This is a genomic window from Hanamia caeni, from assembly GCF_003721595.1.
GTDB lineage: Bacteria > Bacteroidota > Bacteroidia > Chitinophagales > Chitinophagaceae > Ginsengibacter > Ginsengibacter caeni.
Window position 1 is genome coordinate 106334 of record NZ_RJJR01000015.1, and the last position, 16767, is coordinate 123100.

The 16767-nt window shown below is 38.0% G+C and carries 14 protein-coding genes and 3 tRNA genes; 9 read left to right on the plus strand and 8 right to left on the minus strand.

Annotated elements, in window-relative coordinates; genetic code table 11:
• Nucleotides 1-193: 193 nt before the first annotated feature.
• The 3 genes from EFY79_RS17200 to EFY79_RS17210 all read right to left on the minus strand — a co-directional run bounded on the left by EFY79_RS17200 (nucleotide 194) and on the right by EFY79_RS17210 (nucleotide 3880).
• The gene (locus EFY79_RS17200) at nucleotides 194-688 is read right to left on the minus strand and encodes a GNAT family N-acetyltransferase (protein ID WP_123121982.1); all 495 of its coding nucleotides are present in this window, start codon (nucleotides 686-688) and stop codon (nucleotides 194-196) included.
• Nucleotides 689-1048, minus strand: coding sequence for a hypothetical protein (locus EFY79_RS17205; RefSeq protein WP_148041960.1), 360 nt, complete (start codon nucleotides 1046-1048; stop codon nucleotides 689-691).
• 126 nt (nucleotides 1049-1174) lie between these two features.
• On the minus strand, nucleotides 1175-3880 hold the full coding sequence (locus tag EFY79_RS17210; RefSeq protein WP_123121984.1) for a valine--tRNA ligase: 2706 nt from the start codon (nucleotides 3878-3880) through the stop codon (nucleotides 1175-1177).
• 93 nt (nucleotides 3881-3973) lie between these two features.
• Between EFY79_RS17210 and EFY79_RS17215 the strand changes: the two genes are divergently transcribed.
• Nucleotides 3974-5356 carry an exonuclease domain-containing protein gene (locus tag EFY79_RS17215; protein ID WP_123121985.1) on the plus strand — a complete coding sequence of 461 codons (1383 nt, stop codon included), beginning with the start codon at nucleotides 3974-3976 and terminating at the stop codon, nucleotides 5354-5356.
• A 170-nt stretch (nucleotides 5357-5526) separates the two neighbouring features.
• Entirely contained in the window at nucleotides 5527-6687 is a 1161-nt protein-coding gene (locus tag EFY79_RS17220; RefSeq protein ID WP_123121986.1) for a DUF1624 domain-containing protein, read from the plus strand.
• A gap of 127 nt (nucleotides 6688-6814) precedes the next feature.
• Here the strand turns inward: EFY79_RS17220 and EFY79_RS17225 are convergent, their stop codons facing one another.
• From EFY79_RS17225 to EFY79_RS17245, 5 genes are all read right to left on the minus strand, one after another.
• Nucleotides 6815-9637, minus strand: a complete 2823-nt coding sequence (locus EFY79_RS17225; protein WP_123121987.1) for a PKD domain-containing protein — start codon at nucleotides 9635-9637, stop codon at nucleotides 6815-6817.
• A gap of 324 nt (nucleotides 9638-9961) precedes the next feature.
• Nucleotides 9962-10047 (minus strand) — tRNA-Leu (locus tag EFY79_RS17230).
• A 75-nt stretch (nucleotides 10048-10122) separates the two neighbouring features.
• A tRNA-Gly gene (locus EFY79_RS17235) sits at nucleotides 10123-10195 on the minus strand.
• A gap of 63 nt (nucleotides 10196-10258) precedes the next feature.
• The gene (locus EFY79_RS17240) at nucleotides 10259-10465 is read right to left on the minus strand and encodes a hypothetical protein (protein ID WP_123122017.1); all 207 of its coding nucleotides are present in this window, start codon (nucleotides 10463-10465) and stop codon (nucleotides 10259-10261) included.
• Nucleotides 10466-10509: 44 nt separating this feature from the next.
• Nucleotides 10510-11541, minus strand: a complete 1032-nt coding sequence (locus tag EFY79_RS17245; protein WP_123121988.1) for a glycosyltransferase family 2 protein — start codon at nucleotides 11539-11541, stop codon at nucleotides 10510-10512.
• Between the two features lie 97 nt (nucleotides 11542-11638).
• Between EFY79_RS17245 and EFY79_RS17250 the strand changes: the two genes are divergently transcribed.
• The 7 genes from EFY79_RS17250 (at nucleotide 11639) to EFY79_RS17275 (ending at nucleotide 16723) form a co-directional block, all read left to right on the plus strand.
• Nucleotides 11639-12787, plus strand: coding sequence for a sensor histidine kinase (locus EFY79_RS17250; protein ID WP_123121989.1), 1149 nt, complete (start codon nucleotides 11639-11641; stop codon nucleotides 12785-12787).
• Nucleotides 12788-12829: 42 nt separating this feature from the next.
• Nucleotides 12830-12913 (plus strand) — tRNA-Leu (locus tag EFY79_RS17255).
• Between the two features lie 253 nt (nucleotides 12914-13166).
• Nucleotides 13167-13466 carry an ATP-dependent Clp protease adaptor ClpS gene (locus EFY79_RS17260; RefSeq protein ID WP_123121990.1) on the plus strand — a complete coding sequence of 100 codons (300 nt, stop codon included), beginning with the start codon at nucleotides 13167-13169 and terminating at the stop codon, nucleotides 13464-13466.
• 32 nt (nucleotides 13467-13498) lie between these two features.
• Entirely contained in the window at nucleotides 13499-14140 is a 642-nt protein-coding gene (aat, locus tag EFY79_RS17265) for a leucyl/phenylalanyl-tRNA--protein transferase (protein WP_199727565.1), read from the plus strand.
• A gap of 74 nt (nucleotides 14141-14214) precedes the next feature.
• Nucleotides 14215-14943: a glycerophosphodiester phosphodiesterase gene (locus EFY79_RS17270; protein ID WP_199727566.1), complete on the plus strand. Its 729-nt coding sequence runs from the start codon at nucleotides 14215-14217 to the stop codon at nucleotides 14941-14943.
• A gap of 316 nt (nucleotides 14944-15259) precedes the next feature.
• Complete coding sequence (locus EFY79_RS21480) at nucleotides 15260-15418, plus strand: hypothetical protein (RefSeq protein WP_158605241.1); 159 nt, start codon at nucleotides 15260-15262, stop codon at nucleotides 15416-15418.
• A 120-nt stretch (nucleotides 15419-15538) separates the two neighbouring features.
• The gene (locus EFY79_RS17275; RefSeq protein ID WP_123122018.1) at nucleotides 15539-16723 is read left to right on the plus strand and encodes an acyltransferase family protein; all 1185 of its coding nucleotides are present in this window, start codon (nucleotides 15539-15541) and stop codon (nucleotides 16721-16723) included.
• The last annotated feature ends 44 nt before the right edge of the window (nucleotides 16724-16767 follow it).

A 16767-nucleotide genomic window follows, 5' to 3' on the forward strand; every position in this document is an offset into this window, starting at 1 on the left:
GTTGATGAGTGTATGCTTATTACATTGCAAACCTAAGTAGTATGTGTTGCATAGTACATAGTGATACATGAATGGTTAATATTTCCTTTTGATTGGTAAAAGTTGTGGGTTAGACGGATGGGGAAATTAAAATGTTACAGTGAAGGCATAAAAAAACAGATTTATATTTTCGCCTTGAAGCAAGAAGCAATTTTTAAAATTTTAGTTCCATTACATAATCGTTCATAAAATAACCGGATCCGATATCAATATCTTCTTCCCGGATAATCTTAAATCCTTGTTTTTCGTAAAAATGAAGGGCTTTATTGTACCGATTCACATTAAGCTGCAGAGAAGCAGCGCCGGTTTTTTTGACCTGTATAATAACATGGTTCAATAATTCTTTTCCAAGATTTTTGCCCTGGCAGGAGGGAAGCACATAAATTTTGTTCAGATGGTAAACAGAACCGTCCGTATGTGGTGAATAGGACGCAAAGCCTGCAGGTAAACCATTTTCAAATAAAATTATAAATTGATGATGTAAAACCGTTGCCTGGTTCTGAAGAGAAGGAAGGGAATAAATTTTATCTAACATATAATCCAACTGCTCCTGCCCAAGAATTTTCAAATAGGCTGAAGGCCAGGTTTCATGGGCCAATTGATGAATTATAACCAGGTCTTCAGCATTTGCCGGCTTAATTTCAATCATTTACTTTGTGGTGATTTTTATTTCCGGCGCAAAGAATTCTCTTCCTTCTTTATCCTTTACAACAATGTCAAAAAAATAAAGCTGTTCTTCGGGTTGCAAACGTTGCCTGATATTATCTACCCAAAGTTTTGGTAAAGGCGTTTCTTTGAAACGATTTGCAGAAATAGTGAAAACTTTTTCCTTTTTCCCACTTTCGTCATTTAAGATATATGATTTTTGCCTGTATAAAAACTGGTACGAAATCACAGGGTACTGGTTGTTTTTTTCATCAGTAATTTTCAGGGGAAGGCCCACCAATTGGATTCCTTCATCTAAAGTAACCTCCGCGCCGTTTTGGTTCACACCTAAATAAGTTTTCACCACCGGTGGTTTAAACTTTGGTTCCTTGCTAATAATTTCTTTATTCTGGGCGAAAAGATTATAACTGCAAGCTACCAGGCAAAAGCAAAAAAATGTTCTTAAATAAAATTTCAAATTATGAGGTTTTCAATGGTTCAGGGAAGCAAGCGTTTGTTCTATCACATTTATTTTTGATTCGGTATCTGATTTCTTTTTCCTTTCTAATTCAATCACCTCGGGCCGGGCATTATTTACAAATTTATCATTAGTTAGTTTTTTGTTAATTGTAATTAGGAAACCTTTAAGATAATTTAAATCTTTAGTCAGCTTTTCTGTTTGAACCGATGAATCTATGGCTGTATCTGATTCTATGTAAATTTTTTCGTTGCCAGCCACGGTCATAATTGCGGACGAAGCAGGTGCTTCATTAAAAACAATTTTATCTGCATTGGTTTGCTTCGCTAAAATTTCTTTTATAAGATGATAAGAAGATTCTTCAGCGGTGTCTATAAATAATGAAACCGGTTCTTTGGGCTTCAGGTTATTTTTATTTTTTGCATCCCTGATAGAAGTGATTACATTTTTTAATTTGAGACCTTCCTGTAAAATTTTACTGTCAAATTTTTCAACAGGTTGAAATTGTTTTACAGCAAGGTCATCATTCCTCTTTTTCAGTAAATGATAAATTTCTTCAGTGATAAAAGGCATGAACGGGTGAAGCAGTTGAAGAAGATTGTCGAAAAATGTAATTGATTTTTCATACACATTTTTTGAGATCGACTTTCCATATTCGGGTTTAATCCATTCTAAATACCAGCTACAGAAATCGTCCCATATAAGCGAATAGATAGTTTTTAACGCCTCGCTCAACCGGAATTGTTGCATCAGATTTTCAATTTCAATCCGCACTTCATTTAACCGGTTTTCAAACCAGGTAATTGCAAATTGACCTCCGTCCACAGATGACTGACCACCGGAAGCTAGATCGGTCGTCGGTGGAGGGTTGTCCGTTGTCCCTTCCTCCCACATTTTCAGCAATTTCGTGGCGTTCCACAATTTATTATTAAAATGCTTGCCTTGTTCAAGGCTGCTTTCATCAAACAATAAATCATTGCCGGCAGGGGAGGATATCATTATTCCAAACCTAACCGCATCTGCGCCATATTCGTGAATCAGCGTTAAAAGATCAGGACTGTTTCCCAGGCTCTTGCTCATTTTTCTTCCGAGCTTATCGCGCACCATACCTGTAAAATACACATCACTGAAAGGTTTCTCTTTCATATATTCCATTCCTGCCATAATCATTCTCGCTACCCAAAAGAAAATAATATCCTGGCCCGTTACCAATACGGAAGTGGGATAATAATAATTAATGTCTTTATTTCCCGGCTCTGTAATCCCCCTAAAAACTTCTATCGGCCACAACCACGATGAAAACCATGTATCAAGCACATCCTCATCCTGTTTTAGTTGAGCATTGGTTACTGAATATTGATCGCTGAATATTTTTTTTGCCTTTTCTTCGGTTTCGGCAACTACGAATCTTCCTTCTTCATCGTACCACGCCGGGATTTGCTGGCCCCACCAAAGCTGCCTGCTGATGCACCAGTCTTTTACATTTTCAAGCCAATATTTGTAAGTGGCGTTATATTTTTCGGCAGGATGAATTTTAATATCGCCGTTGGTAACCGCCTCCAATGCCGGCTCAGCAAGGCCCTTCATTTTTACAAACCATTGCGTGGAGATTTTCGGCTCTGCAACGGCGTTGGTGCGTTGGCTGTAACCTAACCTGGTAGTATATTCTTCCTCTTTAACGAGCAAGCCTTTTTCTTTTAATTCATCTACTATTTTTTTGCGCGCTTCAAACCTGTCTTCGCCAATATAAATTTGTGCAGCTTCACTCAACGTGCCATCTTCATTCAATGTATCAACTACCGGAAGATTGAACTTTAAACCGATATTGAAATCATTAATGTCGTGAGCGGGCGTTATTTTTAAAATGCCTGTTCCGAAATCTTTATCGACGTATTCATCAAAGATTACAGGAACCTCTTTGTCGATCAATGGAACAATTACTTTTTTCCCCTTCAGATATTCATAACGATCATCGCCGGGATTAGCGCATACAGCCACATCGCCCATAATGGTTTCCGGTCTTTGGGTGGCTATCACAATATAGTTTTCTTCGTTGTCCTCCGCCTTTTGCCTTGCGCCTTTTGCATTTTGCGTTCCGCTTACTGCATATTTTATATAAAATAATTTCCCCGTTACATCTTTATATTCTACCTCTTCATCGCTCAGGGCAGTTTTGGCTACGGGATCCCAATTAATCATCCTGGCGCCACGATATATCAGGCCCTTATTATACAGATCAACAAAAACTTTGATAACTGCTTTATAATAATGATCATCCATAGTAAATGAAACCCTGTTCCAGTCTACACTACAGCCCAATTTTTCTATCTGGTTATAAATTATATTACCATATTTTTCTTTCCATTCAAAAGCGTATTTCAAAAATTCTTCTCTTGATAAATTTTTTTTATCAATTCCTTTTTCTCTTTTCAGCATCTCCACCACTTTCGCTTCGGTAGCTATAGAAGCATGGTCGCTTCCAGGCACCCAACATGCATTAAAGCCACTCATTCGTGCTTTTCTTACCAAAATATCCTGGACAGTTTCATTTAAGGTATGGCCCATGTGCAATACGCCTGTCACATTTGGCGGCGGTATCACAACTGTAAAGGGCGGCTTGCTTTCATCAGGTAGGCTATTGAAATATTCTTTCAATTTCCAATGCGCATTCCATTTTTCCTCTACCGGTCCCGGAATATAATTTTTGCTTAACTCCATTTTTTTGTAAAAAATTTAAGGCCCGCAAAGTTAATACAAACATGGTTTAGTAACTTGCTAAGTACATTAGTAATAATTTAATTTAACCGCCTTTTGTTATTCGCAATTGTAGATATTGAAACCACCGGGGGCTATGCGGCTGCCAATGGAATTATTGAAATCGCTGTATTTATCAGTGATGGTGAAAAGATTTTAAATGAATTCCATTCCTTGATAAACCCATATTATACTATTCCACGCTTTATTGAATCGCTTACAGGGATTACCAATTCCATGGTAGAAAATGAAAAGGATTTTAAAAGCGTTGCTGCAGAATTATATGATTTGCTTCACGACAAGATTTTTGTAGCTCACAATGTCAATTTTGATTATTCTTTTGTTAACCATCATCTGCTTGCATGTGGCTATCAGCTGTGCTGCAAAAAATTATGTACGGTTCGCCTGGGGCGAAAAATAGTTCCCGGTTTAAAAGGATATGGCCTCGGAAAAATTTGTAAGCATCTCGGTATTGAAATTGAAGAAAGACACAGAGCAAAGGGAGATGCAAGAGCTACTGCCACGTTGTTGCATTATCTTTTGAAAATGGATACTAACGGCGATGTGCAAGCGATGTTAAAGGGTGGAAGCAAAGAACAATTTCTTCCACCTAATGTGGTGGCTTCTGATATTAAAAAGCTTCCCGCCCAGCCGGGCGTTTATTATTTCCACGATAAAAAGGGTAAAGTAATTTATGTAGGCAAAGCAAAAAATTTAAGCAAAAGAGTCAACAGCCATTTTTCAAACAACAAACCTAACAGGCAGAAACAGGAATTCCTAAAGAAAATTTACCACGTCAGTTTCCAGGTTACTGCAACAGAGCTGATGGCTTTTGTTTTGGAAAGCACCGAAATTAAAAAACTATGGCCCGACCAAAACCGAAGCCAGAAAAGATTTGAGCCGGCTTATGGCATTTATTCATTTGAAGATTCAAATGGCTACATGAGATTGTTTATAGAAAAAGTAAGAAAAAATCTGAAGCCGCTTTATAAGTTTGCGTCTCTTTCGGAAGGATATTCATCGCTTCGCAAAATGGTTGTAGAATATGGTCTTTGCCCCAAATTGTGTTTTCTGCAATCAGGAAATATTGAATGTCAGTCGCTCGCCAATAATGCATGCAAAGGCGCATGTGAACAACGCGAAAGCAGTGAAGATTATAATACCAGAGTGCTTGATTGTATCTACCACATTCAGTCTTCCTTACCTACATTTGCTTTGCTTGATAACGGATTAAAGCAACAGGAGAAGAGTTGCATTTTAATTGAAAATGGAAAATTTTTCGGAATGGGATATTTACCTTTTGACATTCAGGTGAGTTGTGTTGAAGACTTAAAAACTTACCTGACTCCTTATGCTGAAAATGAATACATCCGCGGGATGGTGTTTCAGTATGCTGAAAAGTATCCTTATAAGAAGATAAGATTTTCTTCAGCAGAGTAACCAAAAATTAAAATTGTGGTTATTTGTGCTTTTACTATTCGGATTATTAGATTTTTTTTCGTCTTATCTTAAGAGGATCCAAAAGAGAATGAATATGTATTGCTTTTATTCAATTTTTAGAAAACAAAAAAGAAGTCAACCAACAAAATTTATAGTATCAAACTAAATTTATGTCAAGAATCAGGAGCATTGATTTCGCCAGAGGCATTGTGATGATCATCATGGCATTAGATCATACCCGCGATTTAATGCATGTAACTTCACTCACTCAAAGCCCCACCGATCTTGCAACTACAACGCCACTATTATTTTTTACCAGGTGGATTACTCATTTTTGCGCGCCGGCATTTGTATTCCTGGCCGGCACTTCGGCTTATCTTTCCTTTAAAAATAAAAATGATGTGGCAGCCAGCAGGCGCTTTTTATTATCAAGAGGAATATGGTTGGTCATCCTTGAATTCACGTTAGTCAACTTCGGAATGTTTTTCGATATTCATTTCAGTGTTTTCATTTTTGAAGTCATTGCTGCTATTGGTTTCGGTTTTATTATATTAAGCATTCTGCTAAAGGCGCCCACCAAATCAATCGCTGCCATTGGAATAATTATTATATTTTGCCATAATCTTTTTTCTTTTATTCCCTTCGCAAATGGCTCTGTTATAAAATCCATTTTATCTCCTTTGCTGGTTCCCGGTGCATTTCCGATTTCGTCCACCACCACGTTTGTTATTGCATATCCGCCTTTGCCATGGCTCGGAATCATGCTTGCCGGTTTTGCCGCAGGAAAATTATTTTTGTTGAACCCTGCTAAAAGAAAAAGAATATTTTTTAACCTGGGATGGATTGTTCTGATTTTTTTTATAGTTATCCGGTTTTTAAATATTTACGGAGACCCCGCGCCGTGGTCGGTTCAGAAGAATCCTCTTTTCACAATTTTATCTTTTTTAAATGTTACAAAATATCCGCCATCTCTGCAATTTTGCCTGCTCACCCTTGGCGCAATGTTTCTAATAATTTCTGTTGCAGAAGGATTGAAGAATAAAGTCACTGACTTTGTGATTGTATATGGTAAAGTGCCCATGTTTTATTTCCTGGTTCATTTTTACCTCATACATCTTATTATGCTTGTGATGGTTTACCTCCAGGGTTTTCACGGTTCACAGATGATTTTTGGATTTAATTTTGGCAGGCCTAAAGAGGGGAGCGGTGTTAATCTTTTGGGAATTTATCTTATCTGGCTATGCGTTGTGATTGTTTTATATCCTTTGTGTAAATGGTATGGAAACTATAAAACCTTACATAAGGAAAAACAATGGCTCAGATATTTATAAATCAAAATGAAAAATGTTTGCTTATAATCCATTGCCGGAATTTTAAAGCAACCGGAATAGAAATAAGCCTTATTTGCAGTTTTACTGCACCTCACAAAAAATCTCAAAAAATACATCAATAAAGTTCTTATCTTATCAACACAAAGCTACCTTTTTTATATACCGTCTCGCCCTGGTCGCACAAGGCTTCAATTACATATACAAAAACTGAAGAACGTTGATCTTTGCTTTTCAACTGGCCATTCCAGCCAAAAGATTTTTCATTGGGTGAAAAATTGCGCGCTTCAAATACGGCCTGGCCAAAACGGTTAAAGATGGTGAATTTCCGGATGGTTTTAATGCCTCTTGTTATTGGGTAATAGTAGTCATTTAATCCATCATTATTTGGCGTAAACGCCGTAGGCATCAGGATATAAGATTCTTTACACTGGACAAAAATCGTGATGCTGTCTTCCGCTATGCAATTGCTGTCTGAAGCCACTTTGATATGATAGGTTTCGCTTTTGGAGGTTATGCCATTCGGGAAGGCACACGTAGTGCATGACAACGACGAAGATGGTGTCCAGGTATAAGACACAATATTGCTGCTATACGTAGGATGGATAGAAAAGGGCGCGTTGAATGGATAGCTTGTGTCCGCTCCGGCCTCTACCGTGGGCAAACTTTTTACATGCACATTTATACTGACACTTCCCGTGAAACATCCAACAGAATCCGTTAAAGTAGCCGTGTAAGTTGTATTGGTTAAAGGCACAACAAAAGGGTCATATCCCGAAGGATTTGACAAACCTTCTGAAGGTGACCAAACAATTTGTTTCATTGGCGGCTCAACTTTCAGAACAATGGTGTCCGTTTGGCAAATGTAGGGGTTAGGTTCAGGCGACCTTGCCGTAAAAGGATTATACACCATCACCATCACGCTATCGCGGTAAGTACATCCGTAAGTGTTGGTGGCAATGGCATAAAATTTTGTATTAACGGATGGGGTTGCAAGCACGGTATCGCAGGTTTCGCAGGACAAATCGGAAGCGGAAGTCCACGTAAGTTTATTATTATGAAATGCAATCAATGTATCTGCAGTACCGGCGCATAACGTGTCCAGTGAAGGAATGGTTTGCACAAAAGGCAAGGGATTTATCGTAAGAGGCTTTGTCAGGCTGTCTATGCAACCGTTAATATCTGTCGCAATCAATTTTACATCGTATTTCCCATATTTATTGTAAGAGAAAGGCTCGGGTTGATACACATCATAGCTGACAGTTCCGGCGCCAAAATTCCAGTGCCATGAAACAATAGAATCCGCTGGGATAAACGGTTTCGAAGTATTTTTTACAGTGAACAAACTATCAAAACAAATAGCAGGTGAAGAAGTAAAACTTAAGTCCGGGCCTCTTACTAAGATTTTGTGATCAAGATAAACAGTGTCTTTGCAATATCCTGAACCATTATTGATGATTACGAAATTGTCAAAATTTCCCAATTTATCTGTTAACCGCGTATAGCCTGTATCTTTAAGAGCACCCGTAATTGCGCCGACTACATGCCAGGTGTAAGTCACCAGAGGATTGTCATAGGTATTTAAAATAGTAAAAGAAGTTTGTGAGTTTCTGCATAGTGAAGAATCTGCATTAGTAAGAATAGGTTCTGCGGTATAAATGGCGCGGGCAGTTGTATCGCTACAACCTGTCGAATCATCTTTTACAATTAATGTGGTAGTTGAAACATCGGATGTTGGGAATGTATGAGTAGCATTGAGTGTAGAGCCTTCAGGTGAGCCATCCCCAAAATTCCAGGTGATATGTGATAAATTTCCCTGGCTTCTGTTGGTAAAAGAAAATGTATTTTTTTCGGTGCAAATATTGGAATAATTGTAAGCAGCAATTACTCCCACCACTTCAATCTGGAAAGTAACCGGTGTACCTCTGCAACCATTAAAAGCAGGGGTTGCCGTTACATTTTTTATTCCAAGCGTTTTAAATTTATGTTCAACCAGCGTATCTGAAACAGTGGTTCCGGTTCCATCTCCAAAATTCCAGATATAGGCATTGGCTTTGGTGGCTTTTGAAACAAATTGAGCTGTTTCCGACCCGCAAATCACAGTCTTAAAAGGATAGGCTTCCGGATTAGTGGGCGGTGTGCCAAATGCCACGGTTGGATAATCAAATGTGGCAGTACATCCTTCATTAGTCGTAATAGTCACAGATGGTGAATGGCTTTTGGTATCTGAATAAGTATGCGTAGAAGTGGAGGTAGCATTGGTAGAAAAAGAATCGCCGTCCCCAAAATTCCATACGATATTGGCAACCGAGCTCCTGGGTGGTATATCCGCTTTAGTAGTAAAAGTTACCGGCGCTGGCATACAGCCAGACGTTGGAGTGACGGTCCCTGAAACCAAAGGATCTTTCAAAGAAACTTGTATGGTTGTAGTATCAAAACAGCCGGAAGAATCAACGACTTTTAGTTTAACATCATAATCCTGTTTTGAAGAAAAAAAGTGTGATATAGTATCAGAAAATGCGGTGATTGGCCCGGAGCCATCACCAAAATCCCAATAATAAGTATCCGAAATGCCTGTGGCGGCCGCCGAAAACTTTATGGCACCTGGCGTGCATATAAAATTTCTGTCTACTTTCAGGTTTACTGTTACAACCGGGTTAACGGTTATTTGTTTTGTAATAGCTACCGCATTATTCTTATACACCGCGATTAATTTTACGTTATAGGTTCCGGCGTTACTAAAAACAACCTCAGGATTTTGGCCGTTTGTAATGGTTCCGTTTCCAAAATTCCAGATAAAGGCTTTAGGAGGTTCTGAGGATGTGGCCGAAAATTCGACTATCGCGGGATTACAGAATAAGCCGTCGCTTGTCTGGTAAGTAAAATCAACAGTCTGGCAAACTGATGCAACGGAAGAAAAAAGAAAGAAAAAGAATACACCAATTTTACGCATTTGAGAGACTATTATTTTTCAAACTAAATTTTAATAAGTGAAAGGTTTAACATGGCAAAAAAGACACCAATTCTAAAATACAACCGGCGCTTTACGGATATCCGACAAAAATAATCTTTTAAAAAAAGCTTTGCAATAGCTAAACGATATTTTAAATTGAATAATTGAAAAATCGGATTGAAAACTAGGGAGTTTTAATCTTCTGTTCCGGTAAAGCAATAAATAAGCAATTTTTATTTCGTTGATGTTCAGCAAACAGGCAGGGGATTGACTGAGAGGATTTTTGCTTTGGCTATAAAAAAACCGCTTCAAAAAGCGGCCTAGTACCCGGGATGGGAGTTGAACCCACACGACCATTGCTGATCACAGGATTTTAAGTCCTGCGTGTCTACCAGTTCCACCACCCGGGTAAACACTTTCATTATTTTTCTTAGAATAATCTAAATAAAAAAAGCAGATAATACTGCTTTGTTTATTTTGTTGTGAGCGGAAAACCGGGCTCGAACCGGCCACCTCGACCTTGGCAAGGTCGCGCTCTACCAAATGAGCTATTTCCGCGTTGTTTGAATAAGAACTAAAAATGGAGTGCAAAAATAGGGTTTGAAACCTTTGAACCAAAATTTATTTGTACTGTGGATTGTATTGGGTATTTCCGGGAACTTCTACTTGCGGCTTACCTGTATACCGGTGAACATAGAACGTATAACAGCCGCCCACTATAATAGCAACCAATATGGCTACCTGGCAATAAAACAAAAAACGGGAAGTAGAAACCCAACTATATCCTAAGTCTTTACCTTTGTTATCAATAACTTCTTCGTGTTCCATAATTTTTAATTTGCTTGGCAAAAATAACAGATTGAACTCAAAAATCATTTTTTGAATGCAACAATTTCCGAAAATCTCTTCTTTTTTTCGATAAAAAACTTTTTCACAATGTTGCCATTATACACTCCGGTAAGTTCTGTGAGTTTTCTTTTTGGCAGATGATTTTTTTTCTTTAAAACAAAATTCCATTTTATAAAATCAATATGAGCCTTTTCTATCGCCTTAAAGGTTTTGACATCTCCTTTCATTAATGCCTGCATGGCAGCCAAATTATCAAGTACCAACCGTGCAGGAATTTTGAAAATTTTTTCTAAAACGTCTAAATTTTTTGCGAGCATAGCAAGATTATTCCTGAAATTTAAATAAACTTTTCTCTCACTTCCGGCGGGCAAAGTGCCTCCACCTACATGGTACACCACCGATGAAGGAACTGCAAAAATTTTATAACCGACCCGTTTTATTCGCCAACACAAATCAATTTCTTCCTGGTGTGCAAAAAAATATTCGTCGAAACCGCCCAATTGATGAAAGACTAGTGACCTGATAAATAATGCAGCGCCGGAAGCCCAAAAAATTTCTTCAACTGTATCGTATTGTCCTACATCTGTTTCACAAAAATCAAATACACGGCCACGGCTAAACGGATAACCGTAACTGTCTATCCAACCGCCGCAGGCACCTGCATATTCAAATTTATTTTTTTTATGATAAGAAAGAATTTTAGGCTGGCAGGCTGCAATCTTTTCATCACTTTCCATCAGCGAAATGACGGGCATAATCCAGCTTTTTGTAACTTCTACATCGCTGTTTAATAAAATATAATAATCAGAAGATACCTGATTCAATGCATCATTATATCCTTTCGCGAAGCCCTCATTTTTTTTATTTTTAATAATTCTGACAGCTGGAAAATTAGTCTCTAAAAAAGAAACGGATTCATCAGTTGAGGCATTATCAGCCACTACTACAGCAAGATTGTCATAATCGGACTGCATCACTGATGGAAGAAATTTTTCCAGAAAATCTTTTCCATTCCAGTTAAGAATTACAACTGATACTGATGGGGATGTACGCAAAAATCTGCTGATTTAGTTATCACAAACATAAAAGATTTTAATCTTCATAACCTTAATTGTGCGAAATAGATTTTAGATTTGAAAATAAACTGCCAAAATGTTGAGGCAACTTTTTAACTTAAGGTCAGGACTCGCTCTCATTGCTGTTGCTATCGTTATCGGAACAATTTTTTATTCTAATTTTTTATCAAAAAAAATTGAGGTAGAAGAAAGGGAAAAAATTAATCAGTGGGTAGAAGCCAATAAATTTATAGCGAATGCCCCGCAAAATATTGACCTCACACTCGCCAGTGAAATACAGCAAAAAAATACCGACATACCCATTATCTGGACAAACGAACATGATAGTATTATCGATTCAAGGAATATTGATACGTCCTTAATTCATGCGGATCCTGATTATCTTAAAAAGAAATTGAAAGAATTTAAGTCTTCCAATCCCCCGATTATACTCCAATTGAGCAAGACACCTTATGTTGCTGACAGGTATTATTACGGAGATTCAAAATTGCTGAAGCAGGTAAGATACTATCCGATAATTCAACTATTAATAGTAGCACTTTTTATTTTTATCACTTTTTATGCGATTTCCGTTAGAAATAAATCTACGCAAAACCAGGTGTGGGCAGGAATGGCAAAAGAGACGGCGCATCAATTGGGCACACCCATTTCTTCGCTGCAGGGATGGATAGAGATGCTAAAGGAACAAGAGCCTGATTCAATTATTTCCAAAGAAATGGAAAAAGATGTAAACCGGCTAAAACTGATTAGCGACAGGTTTGGCAAGATTGGAAGCGCTCCGCATCTTGAAGAATCTGACATTGCAGAGCAGGTTGAAAAAATGATGGCGTACATCAAAAGGAGATCAACAGAAAAAGTGAATTTTATTCTGGAACGCCCGGAAGAAAAAGTTTGTACGAAAATATCAGAACCGCTTTTCGATTGGGTGATTGAAAATCTTCTAAAAAATGCTTTGGATGCGATAAATGGTAAAGGCACAATTAAGGTGAGCATTAAAAATCTTCCGGCAAAGGTGGTTGTTGATATCAGCGACACCGGCAGAGGCATCAGCAAACAGAATTTGAATAAAGTGTTTAAACCGGGATTCACCACGCGGAAAAGAGGGTGGGGGCTTGGCCTCTCACTTGCCAAGAGAATAATAGAACAATATCACAACGGCCAGCTATTTATAAAATCGTCTGAAATAAACAAGGGCACTACTTTTAGAATTGTTTTAAATACCTGAGTTTTTTAATTGCCTGTTTATTAAATTTGCAGCCAATATATTGCGGAGGTGGCGAAACTGGTAGACGCGCTACTTTGAGGTGGTAGTGCCCGAAAGGGCTTGGGAGTTCGAATCTCCTCTTCCGCACTTTTTCAAAATAGAATTTAAGAACGCATAATTTCCCTACAGGATTTATATTGCGGAAGAATTAACCTAATGGCCACTTATATTCCGGCATTCAGCTATTGCTACTAAGAAAATAAAAAATCTGTTTATTTGTGTCTTTACTCCAAAATCAAATATTGTAGTTCCCCGGCATCTCATAATTTTAAGTTTGCTAAAAAATCAGCCTGCTGCAAAATTAAATTCATAAAATTGTAATTTTGCAGAAGAATTAATTATGAACACGACAGAACCTTACAAAGCAGAATCGGAAGAGGCAGACCTTCTTGTCGCAGATGGAAACCGTTACCAGTTGGTGGTTTGGAACGATGAGGTGAACACTTTTCAATGGGTAATTGAAACCCTGATAGAAGTTTGCGGCCACACACCTGAACAGGCTGAACAGTCTGCCATGATAATCCACACAAAAGGCAAATATGCCGTAAAAGAAGGCGCTTATAATGTGCTTAAATCAATGCGCGACACAATCGTCGAACGCGGAATTAATGCAACCATTGAGGAGCTTTCTGAAAAATAATCACGCTATTTTTTTACATAAACTTTCCTGGTTTGGATCAAGATGCCATTTATGATTTTCCGGAATCTCAGGGAAATAAAGATGGGCTTGTAGCGGTAGGAGGTAATCTTTTAACGGGCACTTTACTAAACGCATATTCCAAAGGGATTTTTCCCTGGTATACGATTGGCGAAACTATTTACTGGTATTCGCCCGATCCGCGCTTTGTTCTTTTTCCCCATAAAATAAAAATCAGCCACAGTATGAAAAGTATTTTAAAAAAGAATACATTTCAATTTACGGTAGACAAAGCATTTGATGAAGTAATCAATAAATGCAGGATAATAAAAAGGAATGGAGAAAATGAAAGCTGGATTAGCGATGATATTGAAAATTCATATATACAGTTTTTTAAAAACGGATATGCTCATAGTGCGGAAGCCTGGCAAAATAACCGATTGGTCGGAGGCCTGTATGGCGTTTTGCTCGGAAGGGTTTTTTTTGGAGAAAGCATGTTTGCTGAAAAAAGTAACGCAAGCAAATTCGCGCTTATAAAATGGGTGGAAGCGCTGAATAGAAATGGAATTGAGTTGATAGATTGCCAGGTTTATACCAAACATCTTGAAAGCATGGGAGCCGAATTTGTTTCTGGTGCAGAATTTAAACTAATGTTGAAAAAATTTATATCGAAATGAAGGTATCATTTTTAATTTTAGCAGCCATGTTAATGACCGCTTGCAATTCTTCTCGTAAAATTAAACAGCCATCTATGACATTTGCAAAAAACAAAGTGATTGCACACAGGGGCGCATGGAAAAAAAATAACCTTCCTGAGAATTCCATTGCGTCTTTGAAAGAGGCCATACGCCTTGGTTGTGAAGGTTCTGAAACGGATATTCATATGACTGCCGACAGCTTTTTAGTAATTAATCACGATAATGAATGGGGCGGTATCACTATTCAAAAAAATTCCCTGGCTGATGTAAGTACAAAGAAACTTTCTAATGGGGAATCGCTGCCCCTGCTGAAAGATTTTTTATCCATTATAAAACAACAGCAGCATACAAAACTGATATTAGAAATTAAACCATCAGTGAGGGGGAGGGAATGGGCAGATGCAACGGTTCAAAAAGTGGTTGAAATGGTTCAGAAAATTAAAGTGCAGCCATGGATTGTATACATCAGTTTTGATTATCAAATTCTGAAAGAGATTTTAAATCTGGATGCATCGGCAAACACCCAATACCTGGATGGCGACAAGGATCCTGCGCAATTGAAAAAGGATGGAATCAAAGGTGTGGATTATCATTTTTCAGTTTTTCAAAAACATCCTGAATGGATACAATCTGCAAAAAAAAATAAGATTGATTTGAATGCCTGGACAGTAAACGATGAAGAAACCATGCATTGGCTTTTGCAAAATGATTTTGATTTTATCACCACCAACGAGCCTGAATTATTATTTAAAGTCGTTGAGGAATTTGCGCAAAAGAAATAACGGTTTGTTTTGAACTCAGTTTGTAAATTATTTTTGAAGCAAGTCCTTCCGCCCTGAGCAATTGTTGGGGCTATTTTTTGAAAAGATTAGAAAACATTTTCTATTAATGGCAAATAAAAGGATATTCAAAATCGTCATTTTTCTTAATATTTAGCAAAAGGAAAGTTTATATTTGATAAGAAGAATTCAGCTATGCGAAAAATCGCGGCGATATTGTTTCTTTTTATTTTGCTGTTTCAAAAGAAATGTTTCTCACAATTCTCCAAACAGTTGGACAGCCTTTGTATAATGTGCGACAGAAGCATCTCCGAATCTCTTGTGGAAGCAGGAGGCATTTCCAAAATTTGACATCCAGAGCCTTAAAGGCAAAGGATTAAAAATAGGAATGATTGCCACCGAAAGCGGCTGGAGCGCTACGCTTGGAACAGTTTCGGACGACGGTTCACTGGCTTTCTTTTTGGATACAAGCGAATAGAAATGCCGGTTATTGTTGCTTTGCTGTATGAAAACAATTGTGAAGGATCATTTATTTTTAAAGGACAAATACATTTCATCGCATAAGATTAAACAATCACAAATTAACCATCATTCCATTATGACCTCATCACCAGATTACCAACCAAATATTTTTTCTGGAAAAATTGCGGCGCCTGCCGTTGAAAAAAATAATTTAAAAACGATTATTGGCGGCGGCACCCGGCTTGCTTCGCTTGATTTTTACAGGGGGTTGGTGATGGTACTTTTGATGCTGGAAGCGTCTGGCCTTTATGAATATGCGCGCGAGCTATCCAATCCAGGTTCTTTTCTTCACTCACTGGCGATTGAATTTGATCATGCCACCTGGCATGGATTGCATTTCTGGGATTTGATACAACCGGCTTTTATGTTTATTGCAGGAACGGCAATGGCGTTTTCGCTTACCAAACAAACAGCAAAAGGAAGCACATGGACACAGCAGTTTAAACATGCTTTGAGACGAAGCTGGTGGCTGTTTTTTTGGGGCGTATTTGATTATGCCGTTAGAGGAAATCATTTGTCTTTTGAACTTTGGGATGTGTTAACCCAACTTTCTTTTACCATGCTCGTTGCGTTTCTCATCTTTCGCTGGAAGCCAGGCTACCAGATACTTTTAAGCGTTGGTTTATTGATTCTCACCGAATGTTTGTATCGCTTTATCAATATCCCGGGTTTCGATCAGCCGTTTACTGATCAGCACAATTTTGGAAATTATATCGATGTGATTTTGATGAATAAAATTAATCCCGGGGGCTGGGTGGCTATCAATTGCATTCCAACTGCTGCGCACACCATTTGGGGCGCGGTGGCAGGAAAATGGCTGCTTACACGAACCGGAAATAATAAAATAAAGCCGATTATTATTTTTGGAATCATTACTTTAATCGCAGGTTATGCCTTGGATTTTACTGGTATTACGCCAATTATAAAACGAATCGCTACTTCTTCTTTTACGCTCGCAAGCGGAGGTTGGTGTTTGCTTGCTTTGGCATTTCTCTATTACTGGATTGATGTGCTGGGCCATAAAAAATTTCTGAGTTTTTTCACCATCGTTGGGATGAATTCCATTTTCATTTACCTCTTCTTTGAAATCGTCGTCCACCGCTGGCTTTTTGATTACAGCAATACGATTGTGAATGGCGTAATAGCACCAACCGGATTACCTGAAGCGGCAATCATGATCATTTCAGCGCTTGTTTTATTTATGGTTCAATGGTATTTATGTTATTGGTTGTATAAGAAGAAAATATTTTTTAAAGTGTAAAATAAAGATTCGCTTTAATTATTTGTTTACTGCAAATAAAGGAG

Bases quoted from the DNA above. Each gene is read 5' to 3' on its own strand.
- EFY79_RS17200 (WP_123121982.1), bottom strand. From the start codon at position 688: ATGATTGAAATTAAGCCGGCAAATGCTGAAGACCTGGTTATAATTCAT.
- EFY79_RS17210 (WP_123121984.1), bottom strand. From the start codon at position 3,880: ATGGAGTTAAGCAAAAATTATATTCCGGGACCGGTAGAGGAAAAATGG.
- EFY79_RS17220 (WP_123121986.1), top strand. From the start codon at position 5,527: ATGTCAAGAATCAGGAGCATTGATTTCGCCAGAGGCATTGTGATGATC.
- EFY79_RS17225 (WP_123121987.1), bottom strand. From the start codon at position 9,637: ATGCGTAAAATTGGTGTATTCTTTTTCTTTCTTTTTTCTTCCGTTGCA.
- EFY79_RS17240 (WP_123122017.1), bottom strand. From the start codon at position 10,465: ATGGAACACGAAGAAGTTATTGATAACAAAGGTAAAGACTTAGGATAT.
- EFY79_RS17250 (WP_123121989.1), top strand. From the start codon at position 11,639: ATGTTGAGGCAACTTTTTAACTTAAGGTCAGGACTCGCTCTCATTGCT.
- EFY79_RS17260 (WP_123121990.1), top strand. From the start codon at position 13,167: ATGAACACGACAGAACCTTACAAAGCAGAATCGGAAGAGGCAGACCTT.
- EFY79_RS17270 (WP_199727566.1), top strand. From the start codon at position 14,215: ATGACATTTGCAAAAAACAAAGTGATTGCACACAGGGGCGCATGGAAA.
- EFY79_RS17275 (WP_123122018.1), top strand. From the start codon at position 15,539: ATGACCTCATCACCAGATTACCAACCAAATATTTTTTCTGGAAAAATT.